Genomic DNA, 16,170 nt, shown 5'->3' on the forward strand with positions numbered 1-16,170 from the left:
AGTATACATGACAATTTTATCTTAATCCATTTCTATCCGCAAACCTTTCGATGATGTTATGCCTATTATATATCGGATGAATTCTGTAAAATAAGGAATGTCCGGCAAACCGAAGGTTTCGAAATATAACAGCCCGTTAATCCTTAGTTGAACAACATATGCGTTATCTGAATAAGTGTTAGGATCAGTTAGTCTATTGATATACATAAAACTATTCAGAAAGATTGGTTTAACGAACTCGTGTATTTTTTGTTTTTGTTCATTGGTTAATTGAACGTGTTCATACTTTGGAGCTAATAAATTATTATTGGCAAAATATCGACATGATAGGTATTGATTATACGTTATACAGATTGTCGTTCCCGATGCATTGTCAGAATACCAATCGTATATCGATAATTCAATCGATACATTAAGATCATCTTTCGAGTTTTGCGTTATCTCATCAGATTGAGGAAACAACGAGTGAGCAAATGATAATTGTATTGACAATAGAATGCTACAATAAGTTAAAATGGCCTTCATAATTTAGGAAAATTTGGTGAATAAAATATTCGAGTATTTAAATTATGCTCTCTCCTTATTTTATTTTCAGTAGGACCTTTGGAAGTGACGCCATGCAATCCCACTGTTATTGCCTCTTCCAATGGAAGCGTCTCTAAATATTTCTCCCCATTTATAGTAGTAATAGATTGTAGTTTAATAGTTTTAGGTCTTGCTGCACCTGAATTTATATGCATTCCGTGTATCAATTCATGAGCCAGTCCTATATATGCCGGGCGTCCTTCTTGTTGAACTTGTTTTGATATCTCGTTTTGTGTTATCAATGAAGGATTCTCATTCGGATTAAAGCGAATTTCAGCATTCGATCCAACACCATTGTATGCATTCTCATCGGCAGGATGAGTAATGCTCTTCTGATCCGTTATACTGATAGTCGTAGTTTTTGTATCTGAACTTTGATCGCATAATTGCTCCAATAAGGTATTTCCCACCTGATAATCGGAATTTTTATTCTCCGTTTTTACAATGGAATGAGTTACGGTGCCATTTTGGTGTAGGATTAATTTATAATTAGTCAATCGTTGAAGCATTGCCAGTAGCATTTCCTGCTCTTCTTTCGTTCCAGCTAATTGTAGATCCAACCCATTCGGATCAACATATTTTACAGGATTATTTATGCAATAACAATATGGCGCCCACGGATAGTACTTCTCCGCCAACGGATCCTGCGTGAACCACCGTCCCCAATCGGGATTGTACATGCGCGCCCCGAAATCGACATAGGGAAGACTCAGAAATGCCTGCTCCTCCTTGCCGCTGAACCGATGACGGTTGTCGGAAATCGGAGCCGCAACCGCAGCCCATCGTTTGCCGAAGGGATAATAATCGTTCTGTTCGATCACCGAACCGTCGGCGGCGACAACCTGCCGCACGCTGCCCAGATGATCCGTCAGGAAATAGCGCGTTTCCATTCCGTCTGACGTGGACACGAGCCGTCCTCCGCCGAAAGAGGCGCTTTCCAGGTCGAACGTTCCGTTTTGCGTGCGATATACCAAAGAACCCAGATAACACAACCCGTTGCCGGCGGACTCCGTCGCCGTGAGTTTCCGTCCATCTGCAAGATACGAATATTTTGCCAGAATCGCACCGTCCTGTTCGACATTTTTTAGCAGGTTCGAACTGTTGTAGGTCATGTCGAGATTGTTCGCACCGTCACGAATCATGTTTCCGTTGGCATCGTAGGCAAACGAATGGCTTGCGCCCGTCGTACTGTCATGCAGTTGCGTCATGCGATTGCCCGCATAGGTATACCGGTAATTTTCCGTCTCGGAACCGGCGGCAGTACGGCTCAGCGTCTGGATATTGCCGTTGGAATCGTAGGTTATTCCCTTTTCGACGAAGCCGTCGGAGGTTACTCCGTCGATATATTGCTTCGTCTCGACCAGCCGGGCCGCCCGATCATAGGCAAAAGCGTATGCGTTTGTTTCGGCATCGGTGCCGTGCTGCCACTCCCATTCGGAGATATTGCCGGTATAGGTCGGCGTCGTACCTTCGAATCGCGGTTCGTAATAGTGCAACTTCGTTTCGAACAGTGTGTCGGCTCCGGCGCTGACGGTATGGTTCGTGCGCCATCCTTGCAAATTGTATTCGTAGGTCTCGACGAGCAGATCGGCTCCCATCCTCTTGCTGCGGAGTTCTCCCAACGGGTCGTATGCATAGGATACAGTTACCGGCTCGTTGTCGTCGAGGGTTGTTTTTTCGGTCAATAACCGCCCCCGGTGGTCGTAGGTGAACTCTGTGAGTTTCCGATGGCTGCCGCTGCGATCGGCAGTGTTGGCCGGCGAAGCCGATTGCATGTCCGATGTATGCAGTTCATGGCTTTTCAAAATATTTCCGACAAAATCATATTCGGTACTGTAATAGCTGAGACCTCCCAGATGATTCGTCTCTACGATTTGGATGATTCGCCCCCGATAATCGTAATAGAAAGCCCGCTCGATGAATTTCCCGACGTCTGTATCGGCCCCCAATATTCCGATCTTTTCGTATGTTTTTAACCCCGCGGTACGCATATCCCGATCCTCCTCGGAGACGACGCCTGCGATCGGTCGGAACGAAAGGTACTCCGCGATCGGCTCTCTGACCGATACGGTAACCACGTTCGAGTATGCGGCTTCCTCGCCGGAGACGGCCTTGCGACGGAATTTGGTCGTAGTCGTCAATGCCGGCGGATCATAACTCAACCCCTTCGCATTCGGAACATCCGTCCAATTCCCCTGCTCGGTTTTAGCTTGCCACTGATAGGTGATGTCCGAACTGCCCCCGAAAGCCGCTGTTGAATTGGTGAAGGGCAACGGGATGCCGTCGGGAAAGATCGTCTGGTCTCCCGATACGGTCCCGCCGACCAACTGGGGGCTCACGCGAACGATTGCAGGCTCCGTATGCTCGATATCGGCGCCTTTGCTTCTCGCGACAACGCGAAATTCCGTCGTTTGGGACAGCGGTCTGGGAGAATAGGTGTAGCTGTTTGCTCCGGAAATATTTATCCAGTCACTGGTATAGACGTCCTTTTGCTGCCATTGGACGGATTGAATAGATGGGCGGTCATCCGATGAATAGGTCAGGATTTGAGGAGACTGTCGGTAGGCTATATCTTGTTCGGAAGGAGTGATCTCACCTATGCTCAATCCGGGCTGTACCGTCCAAAAGTCCACAGAACACCATCTGTCATATTCTAAATCAAAGGTAAACTCAATATGACTCCTCAGTCTCTCCCCGAAGTCCATGGCCGGAGCGATTTCAAGATGCAGCTTGTAGAGATGTCCCCCTTCTACGGATCCTACATACGTGCAACTCGTTGCCTTCATCACGATGTAATCGCCTTCGAGTACCGTCACTTTCGGGAGATTCAGGCTCTCTGTATAGCGAATCCCTCGAACGCCAATCAGAGCATCGAATTCTTGTCCGTTTTTATCGATATATTCAATGATATCCTGAATATATACACTCTGAGCCTTCGTTTCGAAACTCGACAGACAGAAAATTACAGACAGAGCCAACCAGGTCAATATTTTATTTTTCATGATTGTAATCGTTGTTAGGTTAATATGGGGTACGATCGGGATGTTTTCAACGCGGGCGGATTCTTACGACTCGTTCGAAGCCCCATTCTTGATCATTCCCCTCGGGAAGATCGTTCTTCGTCACGATATAGTCCTGATCGTCCTTGATGGTGAATGTATATTCGTCATCGGGTAACGACCAACCGCCGTCGCATAATAGGCCCAAAGATTCTGCTGTCGCATCGATCCTCGAATTACAGCTTACCCCCACGTTATCACCGTCATAATGAGTTATGACCATCCACTCTTTTCCATTAATGTCCATACTGTAAATTACGTCGACGGGTGATTCCGGCTGCATGTCCATACGTGTTATTCTGAATGTCCAGCCCCGGATATTCGTTCCGACGGGGACGCGGTTCATCGGAATGATTTCCATTTCGTCCTCGTAGACATAGGCATCGTATACTGTCACCGACAGCATGGCGGTTTCCGTAAAACCGGAGTTCAGCGGAGTGTACGAATTTTCCCAAGACTTGTCATAATCTTGTTGAAGCGTCGACGGTGCGACGGCCTCTGCACTCGCGAGTATACTCTGGCGGGTGGGACGATCCAACCGGTCGTATTCGGTGTAAACCCATTGATTTTGTTTGCGCATATTCCCGTCCTGGCTCATCACCAGTCTGTCATTGTTATCGTAGATCATATAGACCGGATCTGTGCCGGGCATACGTTTTTCGATACACCGCTTGCGCCCGTCGTATTTATAGACATAGGCCAGTTCAGCGATTGCCGTATCCGGCAACGTTCCGGGACTTCGCCCTTCGATCGTCTTGCTCAGTTCGGGCGGTAACACATAGCAGAGGTTGCCCCGATCGTCATAGACGTAATAGGTATCGTACGTCGTAGTACTGTCGGACATACCGACAGTACGTTCGAGGATGGTCTGCTCCATATAATCTTTGTATATCGCTACTGCGATACCATCCTCGTTCGTTTCCGTGGTCTTGAACAGCGTATGAGGAGGATGAAAGCCCGAAAACGACAGCCCTTGCGCCGTGACGGTGAAATACGCCACCTCGTTTTCTGCGTTTGTATCATAAGTGACCGTTTGTTTCCTGTCTTCTGTACGGAAAACCGTTCCGGCATTGTAAGAACCCACCTTCCGATTCAGCGGTGAGTTATCATACAGATGCTCCATATAGGAATGAGCACCCTCTCCATAGAGACTGTTGTAATATTGGGCCTGTTCCGAAAAGGCGTCCGAACGATAAAGCCCCGAAGAGCTGCTCGCAGCATACGGCAGGTATTTACGGCTTTCACGCATCTTGGCATCGTAGTAAAAGGGGGTGACGATACTTCGCCCGTCCGGCGCAGCGCCAACCTGTATGTTCTGATCCGGATGCCCCGTATCGTTATAGTAATCGACATCCGCGACATGGGACGCATTGTTTTTTGCCGTGTAGGTATAGGTTACGATGTAATTGGTGTCATTCGTTACTCCGATTGCGTTGTTTGCGGAGAGTGCCACCGTATTCGAGTATGCGATCCGATCCCCGGAAGTGGCTTTTCGACGATAATAAATGCCTCCGGACACAGGCCGCGACTCACAGGATTCCGAGGTTGCGTCGGGAACAGAAAACCACGTAAGAGCATCTGCACTCGATTCCCATGAGTATACGATTGGAGCAGAGCCTCCCGATGCAGCCTCGGTGCTATACAGAATAACCGAGGTCGTATCTTGGACGGTGAGCTGACGCGGCTCGATCCTACCGCCATTGAGCGCCGCCGTTTGTGCGAACGACATTCCACAGATGCACGAACAGATCGTGAACAAAACTATTATTCTCTTCATAACCGATCCCCCTAATTATTTTTCAGATGATATTCAAATTTTTGCAAAAGATTCCCTGTATCTTGATCATCCCGGATTTCGGATAGCCTGTTGGCCGAATCATACTTATAATACGTCGTTCGGCCTGAAGGGTCTGTTATACTGGTGCATCCGACCAACGGCTTATAGGTGTATACCGAAACTCGGGAATTCGGCAAGCGACTGCGAAGAAGGGCGCCATAGGCTTGAAAATCCGGCACGTCGGAACTTTTCCCGTCGTAATTCTCGATAGCATTAACTGCCGATCTACCCAATGCGTCATAAACCTGTTGATAGCTCGCATTCTTAATCTCCAAAACCGGATATTGCCTGTTATAAGACCACAGATACGTTGTCTGCACGCCATCGCTTCTCATCAATTGGTATACGTTCCCATACGGATGATTGTAATTCATGGTGATTTGCGTGTAATAATCTCCGGAACTCGTATTGAGTTTGTAATAAACTCGAGGCTGATAGGAGTAATTTACTTGAGTAAATTCTGTTTTAGAGCCAGATACGATATTGCCGTTTTTATATTCGGTAACTTCGACTGGAACTCCGATCATGTTCGCATCGACCAGATACTTCATCTGTCCGCCGAGATCCGTCGGATAGGTGAAGCGGGTGAGATAATGACCCTCGCTGTTTCCGCTTATCACACTCCGCGACACCTCCTTAGGCAGCCAATTCCCGTCATTGTAATCATATTCCGTCTTGATGGCTACCTTATCCGGAAAATATTGGTATTCAGTCTTTTCATACATTTCCCATCTCTCGGAATACAGGTCGTAGAATTTGATGTTCAGAGGGCTATTCGACCTGCAAAGCGAGTGACACATCACACCTTTGATACTGGTTTGCTCTACTTGATGGTGAGAGAATACGATTGCTTTGACCAGATTATTCTGATTGTCATAATATTTGATCTCTTTCGGCAAACCGTTGTCCAATGCCGGAATCGTCGGAAAATCAGGTATGATCAGATCCTCCAAACCGTTGTTGCCGTCTGCATGGTTTTCAAACCGATAGGTTACATATCCATTATCTACTCCGTTCGTGATATTTCTTTCGGTGACAACGGAGTATCCGACATGCATTCCGGCAGCCGATCCGGTGATCGGCCGATAGGAATGCGAAGTTCCGTATATATATGACCCCCAGACCGCACTCGCATCCGACGCATCGCCTGCCGTAACCTTGTAGTGATATTCCGGTACCGACATCAAAGTACCGGAAGATTTCCCGGTTTCATCCGTATATGCAAATGTTCTTACCGATATCGTATCGCCTTTATCCGACAGATCGCATATCGTTTTAATGCGCAGTCCGCCTCCGGATCGGATCAACGAGTCGGCCGAATCCTTGAAGCCGTTACTAAAATCATTCAACTCATACTCAAAATGCGTTTCTGCACCGGTCGGAAATTTTATCGAAGTCAGGACGCCGTATTGACTTCGGTCCGAGCACGAGTTCTTGTTGATGCCTTTCCATATTCCGGTTTGGATTTGTCCTTCGGAATTTCTATAAGTTCTGTAGTATGACGGTGCATAATGAAAGGTCTGGTCGGAAGTCGACTTGGAATTTACGTTGTAATATCCCCAATGATCGGTACTGCTTGAATTCTTTGGCGGCAGGGGGTTCCTGTTGTATGAAAACACATAATTCCGATCCAACTCTCCATTGTTCCGGAATATGGATATCTTGTCAAGCAGCAGCCGGCAATTCAGGGCCGTTTGCTCTCGTTCCCGATGGTCCGCATGTTCCGGATTGCCGACGACGGTCCCCAAATACGAATGCCCGAACCTCACATCGAGAACTCTGTCGCCGGAGATATTCTTCACTGTCAGCCGATCTATTTTTTTTGCTTTGGGTTCCCAGTCCGCAGCGGCAATATCCACTCGATCCGTATACGATATATCTATCTCTCCACGGTTGAAAGTGATTTTTTTCAGCAGCAGTTGATCGCGCTCCAAATAGGTTAAATTATAATGCTTGAACGAAGGCGGGGGTGTCGAAAAGAATGGCCTCGGACCGCTGTGTACTGCCATTATTTGGCCGACCGTCTCGTTCACTCCGACCGAACTGAATAGTTTCTCCGTTTCATACTCGAATCTGATCGTATCTTTCTTCGTCGTAATGATTTCATCCAGATACCATGCGGTTGTTGCATTTCCGTCATTGCCTTCTACCGGATCAAAGTCCTGTTGATCGTATCGATTCATGTGTTCTTCTCCCGGAAATTCTGTTAAATTACGAATATAAGGTCTCGTATGCTCCCGGGATTTGAACAGATAGGTATTGCCGTATGCGTCGAAAACCTCGAATCGGATAAAATATCCGCCCTCATAATATCTATGACAAACGATTTTCAACCACGTGTTTTTATTGGCGATAATCGCCTCGGCGCGATATTCCGGACCCGTCTCGCGGTCCTTATTCTGCTCGAAGAAAAATCGGCCGGACATATTGTTGAAGTTGTAGGTGAAAATGTCCGGTTCCGAATCGAACGTCTTGTTTAAGTAATTGGGATACCTTATATCTTCCGGGTTTGAGGCATCGTTGGATTCGGTGCATTCCGGGAGAGAGGGACCGGAATAATAGCCGCCGGATCCGAAATCATCCATATGCCTTATCTCCCGGGCAATACATCCTCCGGCAATCAAGGCCCATCCCAAGCCTGCGGAACTCGCTTCCTGGGCGACCTTAATCCCCGACGCATGATACGAAAGCGTGATCGGCAGGGTAAAATCGCGTGTCTCGATTTCATAGAGGGGAATCTTTATTTCCGGAATTCCGGTGTAATGACCGACCGGAATGTTTCCATAAATTCCCAATGACGAGGCATTGGGGGATGCCGGTACGATAGGGCTGGCGTTTCGCACGACATACTGATCATTATCATCTTCGGATGATTGTCCATAGCTCGCAGATGTCCAGAAAACATGGAGCAGGATGAAGAAGTTGAGAATTCGTTTCATGGTTCGTAATGTTTGGGTTTGGTAGTTTTAGGCATGCGGAGGATTTCCGGTTTGTCATCGCGGTATGTACTCGGGGCCGAGTATCATCTCTACAATGTTCATTTCATAAGCAATTGGATTCAGGTTAATAAAGAGGATTGGTATTCGTGTCTACTACCCCATGATCCCGCCGAGGGAGAACATGGGCATATACATGGCGATTAGGATCACGGCGACGAGAATTCCGACGAGCAGGATGAGTGCGGGTTCGAGCATCGCGCCCATGCGGCGGATTGCGTATTCGAGTTCTTCGGTGAGGGTTTCACCCTGCCTGCGGAGCATTTCGGGCAGACGGTTCGTCTGCTCTCCGACGCGGACGAGCGCCGTGAGTTTTCGGTCGTAGAGATCGGGGAATCGGGCCAGTGTTTCGGCGAAGGCATCGCCCCGTTCGAGCCGTCGCGCGATCTCGTCGAACGACTTGCGGTAGGGGTGGAATCCGATGACCTCGCGGAGCATTCCGACGCCGGCGAGCAGGGGCACGCCCGCGGCGCATAGCAGGTCGAGAAGTTTGCAGCACTGCGCCTGCATGTTCTTGCGGATGATCTCACCCGCGACGGGCAGGCGGAGCAGGATCGCCGCGCGCCAGCGCTGCACCTCCTCGCGCTGTCGGTTGGCGCGGTAGAGCAGATAAAGTCCCCCTCCCGCGCTGACCGCGACGGCGGCATAGGCGGGAAACACTTTCGAGAGTGCGATGATCCCCCTCGTGAGCGCGGGCAGCTCTCCTCCCATACGCGCATATACCTCCTCGAACATGGGTACGACGACCGAGAGCATGAATGCCACGACAGCCGCCGCCACGGCGAGGATGACGACGGGATAGCTCACGGCCGAGGCGACCATGCGCCGCTGCGCGGCCCGCTTGCGGTAGTAGTCGCGCAGGAAGTCGAGTGTCCGTGCCAGACGTCCCGTCTCGTCGCCGATGCGCACCACGCCGCACTCCAAGGGGCGGAATGCCCCGCTTCGGCGCATGGCCTCGGCGAGCGTCTCTCCGCGCACGACGGCGGCGTAGAGCTCTTCGAGCAGCGCCTTCGTCCGGCGGTCGCCCTCGCCCTCGATGAGCAGTCGGAAGGCCGCCGAGAAATCGAGACCGGCCGTCAACAGTGCATGCAGCTCGGCGTAGAACATCTCGCGTCGGGCGTCCGTCAGTTTATGGCTCTTCGTATCCATGATCCTTTTCGATTTCAGCGATTCTTCGTCCGTAGCTTTCCCGTGCGGGCCGCAGCACGGGGAGTTTCAGCATATGGCCCCCGACGTCGACTTCGAGGGTATCGGCCGCCGCATCGCAGCGTAGGAGCTGCATGTGCCCGACACGACGCAGGAGCGTATCGCGGAACTCCCCCGCGACGAATACTGCCGCGGAGTCGCGCGTCGTCAGTGTCGTCTCGCCTCCTGCACGATAGAGGTGCATACACTCGCCGGCGTCGGCTCCGCCCTCTGCGCTGCGGATGCTGTCGGCCGTTGTGAGCAGCTGCCCGAGGCGGAAGATTCCGTCGCGCTGCCGTCCCGCCTCGACGAGCACGGCCGCGCGTCGGGCCACGAGCCGCGAGACGAGCGTCAGGGCCTCCATGGCGGCCAGGAAGACGATTCCCGTCACGAGCATCACGACCAGCGTTTCGGCCAGCGTCGAGCCGCGCAGCGTATGTTTCACTCGGCGCATTCCACCAGCTGTCTGTGTACGATCCGTTTGCGGCTGCCGTCGATGCGGACTTCGATCGTTATGAGTTGCACGTCACGGTATTGCCGATACGGCTCCACGCGCACCGTCGCTTCGCCTCCGCCGTACCGCTCGGCGTACGTGCCCGCGGGCCATACGCCTGATCCGTATTTGTCGAAGGCGCACATGGCCCGGTATTCGGCTTCGGCAACTGCGAGCGCATCGTCCCCGCGCAGCGTCAGACGGGGCAGCAGCTCCATTGCCGCTGTGAAAGCGATCAGCAGCACCACCGCCGCTACGACGGCTTCGACGAGCGAGGCTGCGCGCAGCCTTCCGCCCGAGGCCCGTTTTACTCGACGCATACGGCCTCCTTTCTGCGCACGGCCTCGGCGCCGCCGTACCACAGCGGTTGCGCCGTGGCGGGATTTTCGAGCAGCGTAAGGTCGTAGAGCATATCCTTGTAGTATCCCTGCGGCGAGAAGTAGACGACCTGTCTGAGCTCCGCACACCCCGCGACGATCCCCTGCACCTGCGCCGCGCCATCCGCATGAAGAAGCCCCCGCACGCGTGCCGTGCGCGACTGGCGGTAGGAGGCGGCCATCTTCTTGTGCCGCACGGTGTCGCGGACGATGACGTAGCCGTCCGCCGTCGCACGGTCGCCCAGTTCGGCGTACCGGCCGGCGCAGATGCCCGACGGATATTCCAGCACGGCGCACGGCTCTACGACGACCGTGTCGCGGGCGAAGAGCTGCGCCGCGATGCGGGCTCCGCTGCCGACCGTGACCTTGCGTGCGCAGACCAATACGTTTTCCAGCCGGCAGGCGGAGTCGATGCGCAGCTCGTCGGCTGCGAGCACGATCCGCCCGCGCAGCGTGCAGCCGCCGATCTCGGCCGTGCCGAGGCGCAGGGCGACGGTCGGATCGCGGAACGATATGCCGAGGCTGTCGGGCAGATCGCCGGCGGCCGGCAGCTGCTGCGCGAAAGCGAAGAGTGCGCCGATCCGTGCCGCGACGGCAGCCGAAGGTGCGGGAAGCATCGCTGCCGAGCTGCGGATCGCCGTGCGGGGAACCTCCTCTCCCCGGTAAAACTCCGCTCCCACACGGCCGTAGGTCAGGCCGTTCTGCGGCAGGCGGAGCGTCCCGTGCAGACGCGTGTCGCCTGCGAGGGTGACGGCCGTGCGGTCGTCGGCGTAGAAGAGCGTCCGTGCGGGATCGGGTTCGGCACCGACGATGCGGCTGCTCGCGACGAGCGAGTCGGCCGTCGTGATGTGCAGCAGTTCGTAGAGGCCCCACGGCTCGCGGCGCACGAAGATGCGCGACTGCGGCAGGGAGTCGTAGAGCAGATAACCTCCGGCAGCGGTCAGAGCCCGTTCGTCGGGATGCAGGCGGTAGAGCAAGGCGGCCGATTCGACGTCGGCGCGCGCCTGCCGCAGCCGCTGCGTGCGCGTGAAGAGCAGCGTCTCCTGCTCCCACAGCGCCAGCAGCCCCAGCGTCGCCGTGAGCATCACCAGCGCCGCGACTACGACCGTCGGCAGCACGGCCCCTTCGAGGTATGTCGTATGCAGTTTCATCTATTCGTCGCAGCGTTTTACGCCGTAGACCGTCCCTTCGCGTTCGAGATAGAGCGAGTCGCGGTCGGCGCCCGTCAGGCGGAATCCCGCAGCCGTGTCGCGCAGGCTCAGTTCGTACTGTCTGCCGCCGATCGTCAGGATGTGGAGCGCCTGCCCGCCGGCCGTCACCGTCGCCAGGTGCGAGAGCTGCACCCGCTCGCGGCGTTTCGGTTCGGCTTTTCCGGCAGGCGGCAGGCGGCGCACGACGGACCGTGCGGCAGGTGTCGGAGCGGCCACGCCTTTCAGGAAGGGGTCGGGATAGTCCAGCCGCAAGGTCTCGGCGACGATCTGCGGTACCGCCGGAGTGTCGGTCGCGGGTCGGACATCCGGCGCGGCGGGTCGTGCCGGCGCGAGGATCCGCCACGCCACGACGCCCCAGACCGCCACGACGGCTGCGAGCAGCAGACAGGTCGTCCAGCGCGATTTCACGGTTCGGCGGATTCGGGATTGTCCGACTTCTCCGGCTCCTCGGGTACGGGTTCCTCGGCGACCGTGAGCCGCAACGCCGGAGAGGAGGTCTCGTAACCGGAGTTGAAGGCCGCGACCGTCCATTCGTAACGGCCCGCTTCGAGCCGTAACCGGCAGCCGTAGCTGCGTGCAAGGCCCAGCGTATCGGCCGCAAGGAGCGTGTCGGCGACGATCCGCCCCTCGGTAGCGACGCACAATTCGTAACCCGTCGCACGGTCGACGGCCCGCCAGCGGAAGAGCGTCTCGCCCGCAGGAACCTCCGCGTCGTCCGCCGGGGCGATCGTCGTCACCGCACGGCCGGAGATATCCTCCTCGATGATTTCGCAGGAGACGGTCAGGAATAGAAGCGGGAAATAGATCAGGTATCTTCTCATTTCGATTCGGTTATTAAGGTCAGTTGTTGTATGTAGAGCGTCAGTGTGAGCTGCGTGCGGCGGGTACGGGGCCGTGTCGCGGTCTGCCACCCGGCCGACCGCAGGCGGCAGGCGGGCAGACGCCGTTCGAGCGTCTCGACCGTGCGCAGCAACTCGGTGAACGGCCCAGTGAGCGTCAGCTGCGCCGTATGAATTTCGATCCCGTCCTGCCGCAGCGTCGTCACCGGCACATAGCCCGTCGCGCGTACGCCGGCGGGAGCGAAGCGCCGCACCGAGTCGAGCAGCCCGCCCGAGAGGATCAGTTCGGGGGCTTCGACGGCAGCCGGCACGGTCGCTCCGGTCGCCGGTGTCGTCGGGGCGAGCGCATCCAGCCGCCGTTCCAGCCGGCCGCACTCCCGCCACGCGCCGAAGGTATCGCTCAGGGCGAAATGCCACGCCGCCCACGGCAGGAGGAGGGCCAGCAGCCCCACGAGGCTGAGACCCCGGTATCTGTACGGTAGGTTCATAGTCCGATCTCGATGCGGAACACGAGCCGTTCGGCATCGCGTTCCCGTTCGACGTTCGTCAGTCGTACCGTGCGGCAGCACGCCGCCCCCGCGAGGCGCTCGACGAAGGTCGAGACGTCGCCCGCCGCCGGAGCCGTGCCCGCGACGACAGCCGTCCGCTCCTGCCGCTGCAAGGGCTTCCCCGCCTCGAAACGCTTCGTGAGCGGTTCGACAGCAAGCCGCGTCAGTACGACCTGCGCCGGCACGGCCTCCGCAATGCGGTCGCACACGACGGCGCGGGATACTGCGGGACGTGCGGAGAACTCTGCCAGCAAGGCCCGCTGCCGGTCGGTAGCATCGGCTGCGGTCGAAGCCGTGCGTTCGCGCGCCGAGAGCTCCTTTTGCAAAGTCTGGCGGCGGGTGTTCAGCGACGGGGCGACGGCGGCATTGGCTGCCAGCAGGCAAAGAAAAAGTCCCAGCACCGGCAGTGCCGCCCGCCGCACGACGGCCTGCGCCAGCGACGAACCCTCGGCCGTCGGGCGGAGCAGCTGCCGCCAGCCGAGTCCTGCGAGAAGCTCCCCGGCCGCAGTATCGGGCGGCGCGGAGACCTCGATCCGCTGCGGATGGATGCCGGCCTCCGACAACTCGGTCAGCATTCCTTGCAGCCGCTCGCGCCGCACGAAGGCGATCCGGCCGTCGTGTTCACTCCACAGGAAGGTCGCCCTGTCGTCGCGCACCCGCGCGGCGAGCTGCGAGTCGGCGGGCTTTACGATCGTGCCGTGGCCCGAGACCGTGACCACGGCGACCCCTTTGGCCACCGCCGCCGCGTCGTACACCGTCTGCTGCGGTTCGCCGCCCATCTTGCAGCACCATGCCGCGATCGTATGGCCGTCGGATGTCAGCGTGACGTCCAACACCCAGACGGGGCCGAGGATATAAGGGAAAAGATTCATTTTTTATTTATTCTTTTATGTCCCTTTTGTTCCGGTAAAAAGGACGAAAAGATCGAGTACGGCGACATCCTTTCCACCTTTTCACACGAAAAGGTGGAGCCAAAAGTGTCCGCAAGGCACCTCCGCCGGAATCGAACGACGGTTCTTACTGAGCGGGCACGAAAGACTGCGCTGTTTCGCACACCCGCTCCGGGCGTTCGAACCGTCGTTCGATTTGCGTCCGTCTCCGGTGCAATGCGGATCATGGGATCGTATTGATTTTAATCTCATTCTACGACCGTGGGTTTGATGAAGATATTGAGCGTACGTTCGACCTTGTTGCGCTTCTCCTTGCCGAAGAACCACTTGATGACGGGCACGCGCGCCAGGAACGGCACACCGCGCGAGGAGTTCTCCATCGTGTTGCGGTCCAGGCCGCCCAGGAGTACCATCTCCTCGTTCTGCACCTTGACGATCGACTTGAAGCTCCGCGTGGCCGTCCCCGGCGGAGCGTCCTCGACGTTTCGGTCGGTGAACTCCGTCTGCTCGAACTCGATTTCGAGGGTGATCTGCCGATCTTCCGACATGTAGGGCGTGACCTTGATCGAGAGGTTCGCATCGACCGACTTCCACTGGTAGGACTCCGACGAGATGGGGTTCTGCGTGCCGTAGTAGTTGTTCTGCACCTCCTTGTAGTACTGCGTCTCGCCGCTGGTGAGTGTCGCCTCGTGGCCGTTCAGGGTCGAGAGCTTCGGCGTGGAGAGCAGACGCACCACCCCGTCCTCCTCCAAGGCTTGCAGGCTCAGGTAGAAGTTCGGCGTCACGCGCCCCAGATTCACCGTGCCCCGGATGCGTCCGAGCAGATCGTTCACCGCATTCGCTCCGAAAGTCATCTCCACGCCCGGCGAAAGCGTTCCGGAGGTCTTCACCGCTTTGTCGCCCACGCCGGCCCCCAGACCGATCTCGTGGATCCTGCTCTTCGTGACGTCGGCGATCAGGATCTCCATCGTCACCATCGGAACGGGTTTGTCCACCGAGCGCAGGAAGGTCTCCACACGCGCCACGTCGCGCCGGTCGCCTGACAGGATCAGGGCGTTCAGATCGGGGAAGGTCTTCACCGCGACGTTCTGTTTCAGCGCCTCGGGGATGATCTCCTCGACCTTCGACACGGAGCGGTAGACGAGCGGAAGGACCGTCGCCGACGAGAGACCGTCCGACGCGGCCGCTCCGAAGATCCAGATGCCCCGTTCGGTGTAATAGCTGTACGGCGAACCTTTGAGCAGCACCGAGAGCAGCGTCTCGAAATCCGTCCCGTCCACCCAGACGCCCGCCGTGAGGTTCACCGGCGACTGGAAGTAGTAGTTCAGCTCCAACTCGTCGCACAGGTCGAGAATCACGTCCTGCACGTTGCCCCGCGCGATGCGGGCCGTGATGCGCCCCAGCGAGTCCACACGCAGTTCGTTGGGCGTGAACTGCCGCCGCCGCATATAGGCGGGGCCTGCGGACGCCTTGCCGCCCTGCGCGGCCGGCTCCTCGCGCCACAGCGTCCACACGTCCTGCGCATCCCGTTCGGCAAGCAGACCGTTGACCGCGGCGAGCGTCCGCAGCGCGTCGTCGAAAGGCATACGACGCACGTAGCCCGAGACCTTGCAGTCGTACAAAGGTTCGGGGACGATGACGTTGCGCGCAGAGAGCCGTGCGATCTTCTTCGCCACGTCGATCAGACGTTCGCCGCGCAGGTCGTACGTGAGCGTCGTGTCGGCGGCCGCGTAGGCGACGTCGGGATCGGGCGCCGGAACCGTCGGCGCTGCCGCCGGAAAGATCGAGAGGATGTTGCCCGACGCGGCCACGTCCAACCGATACTCGCGGCAGAGAAAGCGTATCAGATCGTCCACACGGGCCCTGCGGAAGTTGCACGACACGGGGATGTTCTCCACGCTGCGCACCGACACGTTCACGCCGCTGGCGCGCGCGATATTGCGCAGCAGCTCCGACAGCGACAACCGGCCCGACGTGACGTCAACCTCCCGCCGGAACGTCGAGTCCCGCCCGACGAGTGCCGCCAATTCCGAGTCGATACGCGACAGACGCAAAGAGTCGGGGTCGGACGGCGGATTCGGTGCAACCGTCCGATGGAGCGAATCCGAAGACGGGTTCACACCAGCGGGTATTTCGGCCCGCTGTGCCGG

The 16,170-nt window shown here is 56.2% G+C and carries 12 protein-coding genes; all 12 read right to left on the reverse strand.

The features are described from left to right. Positions 1 to 521: 521 nt before the first annotated feature. The gene (locus tag FMF02_RS11035) at positions 522 to 3,587 is read right to left on the reverse strand and encodes a DUF8696 domain-containing protein (protein WP_141413183.1); all 3,066 of its coding nucleotides are present in this window, start codon (positions 3,585 to 3,587) and stop codon (positions 522 to 524) included. A 46-nt stretch (positions 3,588 to 3,633) separates the two neighbouring features. Continuing rightward, positions 3,634 to 5,421 carry a DUF6443 domain-containing protein gene (locus FMF02_RS11040; RefSeq protein WP_141413184.1) on the reverse strand — a complete coding sequence of 596 codons (1,788 nt, stop codon included), beginning with the start codon at positions 5,419 to 5,421 and terminating at the stop codon, positions 3,634 to 3,636. A gap of 11 nt (positions 5,422 to 5,432) precedes the next feature. Next, on the reverse strand, positions 5,433 to 8,420 hold the full coding sequence (locus FMF02_RS11045; protein WP_141413185.1) for an RHS repeat domain-containing protein: 2,988 nt from the start codon (positions 8,418 to 8,420) through the stop codon (positions 5,433 to 5,435). A gap of 153 nt (positions 8,421 to 8,573) precedes the next feature. Continuing rightward, positions 8,574 to 9,626 carry a type II secretion system F family protein gene (locus tag FMF02_RS11050; RefSeq protein WP_141413186.1) on the reverse strand — a complete coding sequence of 351 codons (1,053 nt, stop codon included), beginning with the start codon at positions 9,624 to 9,626 and terminating at the stop codon, positions 8,574 to 8,576. Continuing rightward, the gene (locus FMF02_RS11055) at positions 9,607 to 10,116 is read right to left on the reverse strand and encodes a hypothetical protein (RefSeq protein WP_141413187.1); all 510 of its coding nucleotides are present in this window, start codon (positions 10,114 to 10,116) and stop codon (positions 9,607 to 9,609) included. The genes FMF02_RS11050 and FMF02_RS11055 overlap by 20 nt, the downstream gene beginning before the upstream one ends. Further along, entirely contained in the window at positions 10,104 to 10,475 is a 372-nt protein-coding gene (locus FMF02_RS11060) for a hypothetical protein (protein ID WP_141413188.1), read from the reverse strand. The genes FMF02_RS11055 and FMF02_RS11060 overlap by 13 nt, the downstream gene beginning before the upstream one ends. Next, positions 10,463 to 11,683 (reverse strand): hypothetical protein, encoded by a 1,221-nt coding sequence (locus FMF02_RS11065; protein ID WP_141413189.1) that lies wholly within the window; start codon positions 11,681 to 11,683, stop codon positions 10,463 to 10,465. The genes FMF02_RS11060 and FMF02_RS11065 overlap by 13 nt, the downstream gene beginning before the upstream one ends. After that, positions 11,684 to 12,151, reverse strand: a complete 468-nt coding sequence (locus FMF02_RS11070; protein WP_141413190.1) for a hypothetical protein — start codon at positions 12,149 to 12,151, stop codon at positions 11,684 to 11,686. After that, positions 12,148 to 12,564 (reverse strand): hypothetical protein, encoded by a 417-nt coding sequence (locus FMF02_RS11075; RefSeq protein ID WP_141413191.1) that lies wholly within the window; start codon positions 12,562 to 12,564, stop codon positions 12,148 to 12,150. Before FMF02_RS11075 ends, FMF02_RS11070 begins: the two co-directional genes overlap by 4 nt. Beyond that, positions 12,561 to 13,070: a hypothetical protein gene (locus tag FMF02_RS11080; RefSeq protein WP_141413192.1), complete on the reverse strand. Its 510-nt coding sequence runs from the start codon at positions 13,068 to 13,070 to the stop codon at positions 12,561 to 12,563. The genes FMF02_RS11075 and FMF02_RS11080 overlap by 4 nt, the downstream gene beginning before the upstream one ends. After that, complete coding sequence (locus FMF02_RS11085; protein ID WP_141413193.1) at positions 13,067 to 14,002, reverse strand: PilN family protein; 936 nt, start codon at positions 14,000 to 14,002, stop codon at positions 13,067 to 13,069. Before FMF02_RS11085 ends, FMF02_RS11080 begins: the two co-directional genes overlap by 4 nt. Positions 14,003 to 14,268: 266 nt before the next feature. Further along, a complete protein-coding gene (locus FMF02_RS11090; RefSeq protein ID WP_141413194.1) occupies positions 14,269 to 16,140 on the reverse strand; it encodes a type II secretion system protein GspD in 1,872 nt (623 codons plus the stop codon). Positions 16,141 to 16,170 lie beyond the last annotated feature (30 nt).

This window comes from Alistipes communis (assembly GCF_006542665.1).
Taxonomy (GTDB): domain Bacteria; phylum Bacteroidota; class Bacteroidia; order Bacteroidales; family Rikenellaceae; genus Alistipes; species Alistipes communis.

Excerpts from the sequence above, each read along its gene's own strand:
- FMF02_RS11035 (WP_141413183.1), bottom strand. The coding sequence starts at position 3,587 with ATGAAAAATAAAATATTGACCTGGTTGGCTCTGTCTGTAATTTTCTGT.
- FMF02_RS11040 (WP_141413184.1), bottom strand. The coding sequence starts at position 5,421 with ATGAAGAGAATAATAGTTTTGTTCACGATCTGTTCGTGCATCTGTGGA.
- FMF02_RS11045 (WP_141413185.1), bottom strand. The coding sequence starts at position 8,420 with ATGAAACGAATTCTCAACTTCTTCATCCTGCTCCATGTTTTCTGGACA.
- FMF02_RS11050 (WP_141413186.1), bottom strand. The coding sequence starts at position 9,626 with ATGGATACGAAGAGCCATAAACTGACGGACGCCCGACGCGAGATGTTC.
- FMF02_RS11055 (WP_141413187.1), bottom strand. The coding sequence starts at position 10,116 with ATGCGCCGAGTGAAACATACGCTGCGCGGCTCGACGCTGGCCGAAACG.
- FMF02_RS11060 (WP_141413188.1), bottom strand. The coding sequence starts at position 10,475 with ATGCGTCGAGTAAAACGGGCCTCGGGCGGAAGGCTGCGCGCAGCCTCG.
- FMF02_RS11065 (WP_141413189.1), bottom strand. The coding sequence starts at position 11,683 with ATGAAACTGCATACGACATACCTCGAAGGGGCCGTGCTGCCGACGGTC.
- FMF02_RS11075 (WP_141413191.1), bottom strand. The coding sequence starts at position 12,564 with ATGAGAAGATACCTGATCTATTTCCCGCTTCTATTCCTGACCGTCTCC.
- FMF02_RS11080 (WP_141413192.1), bottom strand. The coding sequence starts at position 13,070 with ATGAACCTACCGTACAGATACCGGGGTCTCAGCCTCGTGGGGCTGCTG.
- FMF02_RS11085 (WP_141413193.1), bottom strand. The coding sequence starts at position 14,002 with ATGAATCTTTTCCCTTATATCCTCGGCCCCGTCTGGGTGTTGGACGTC.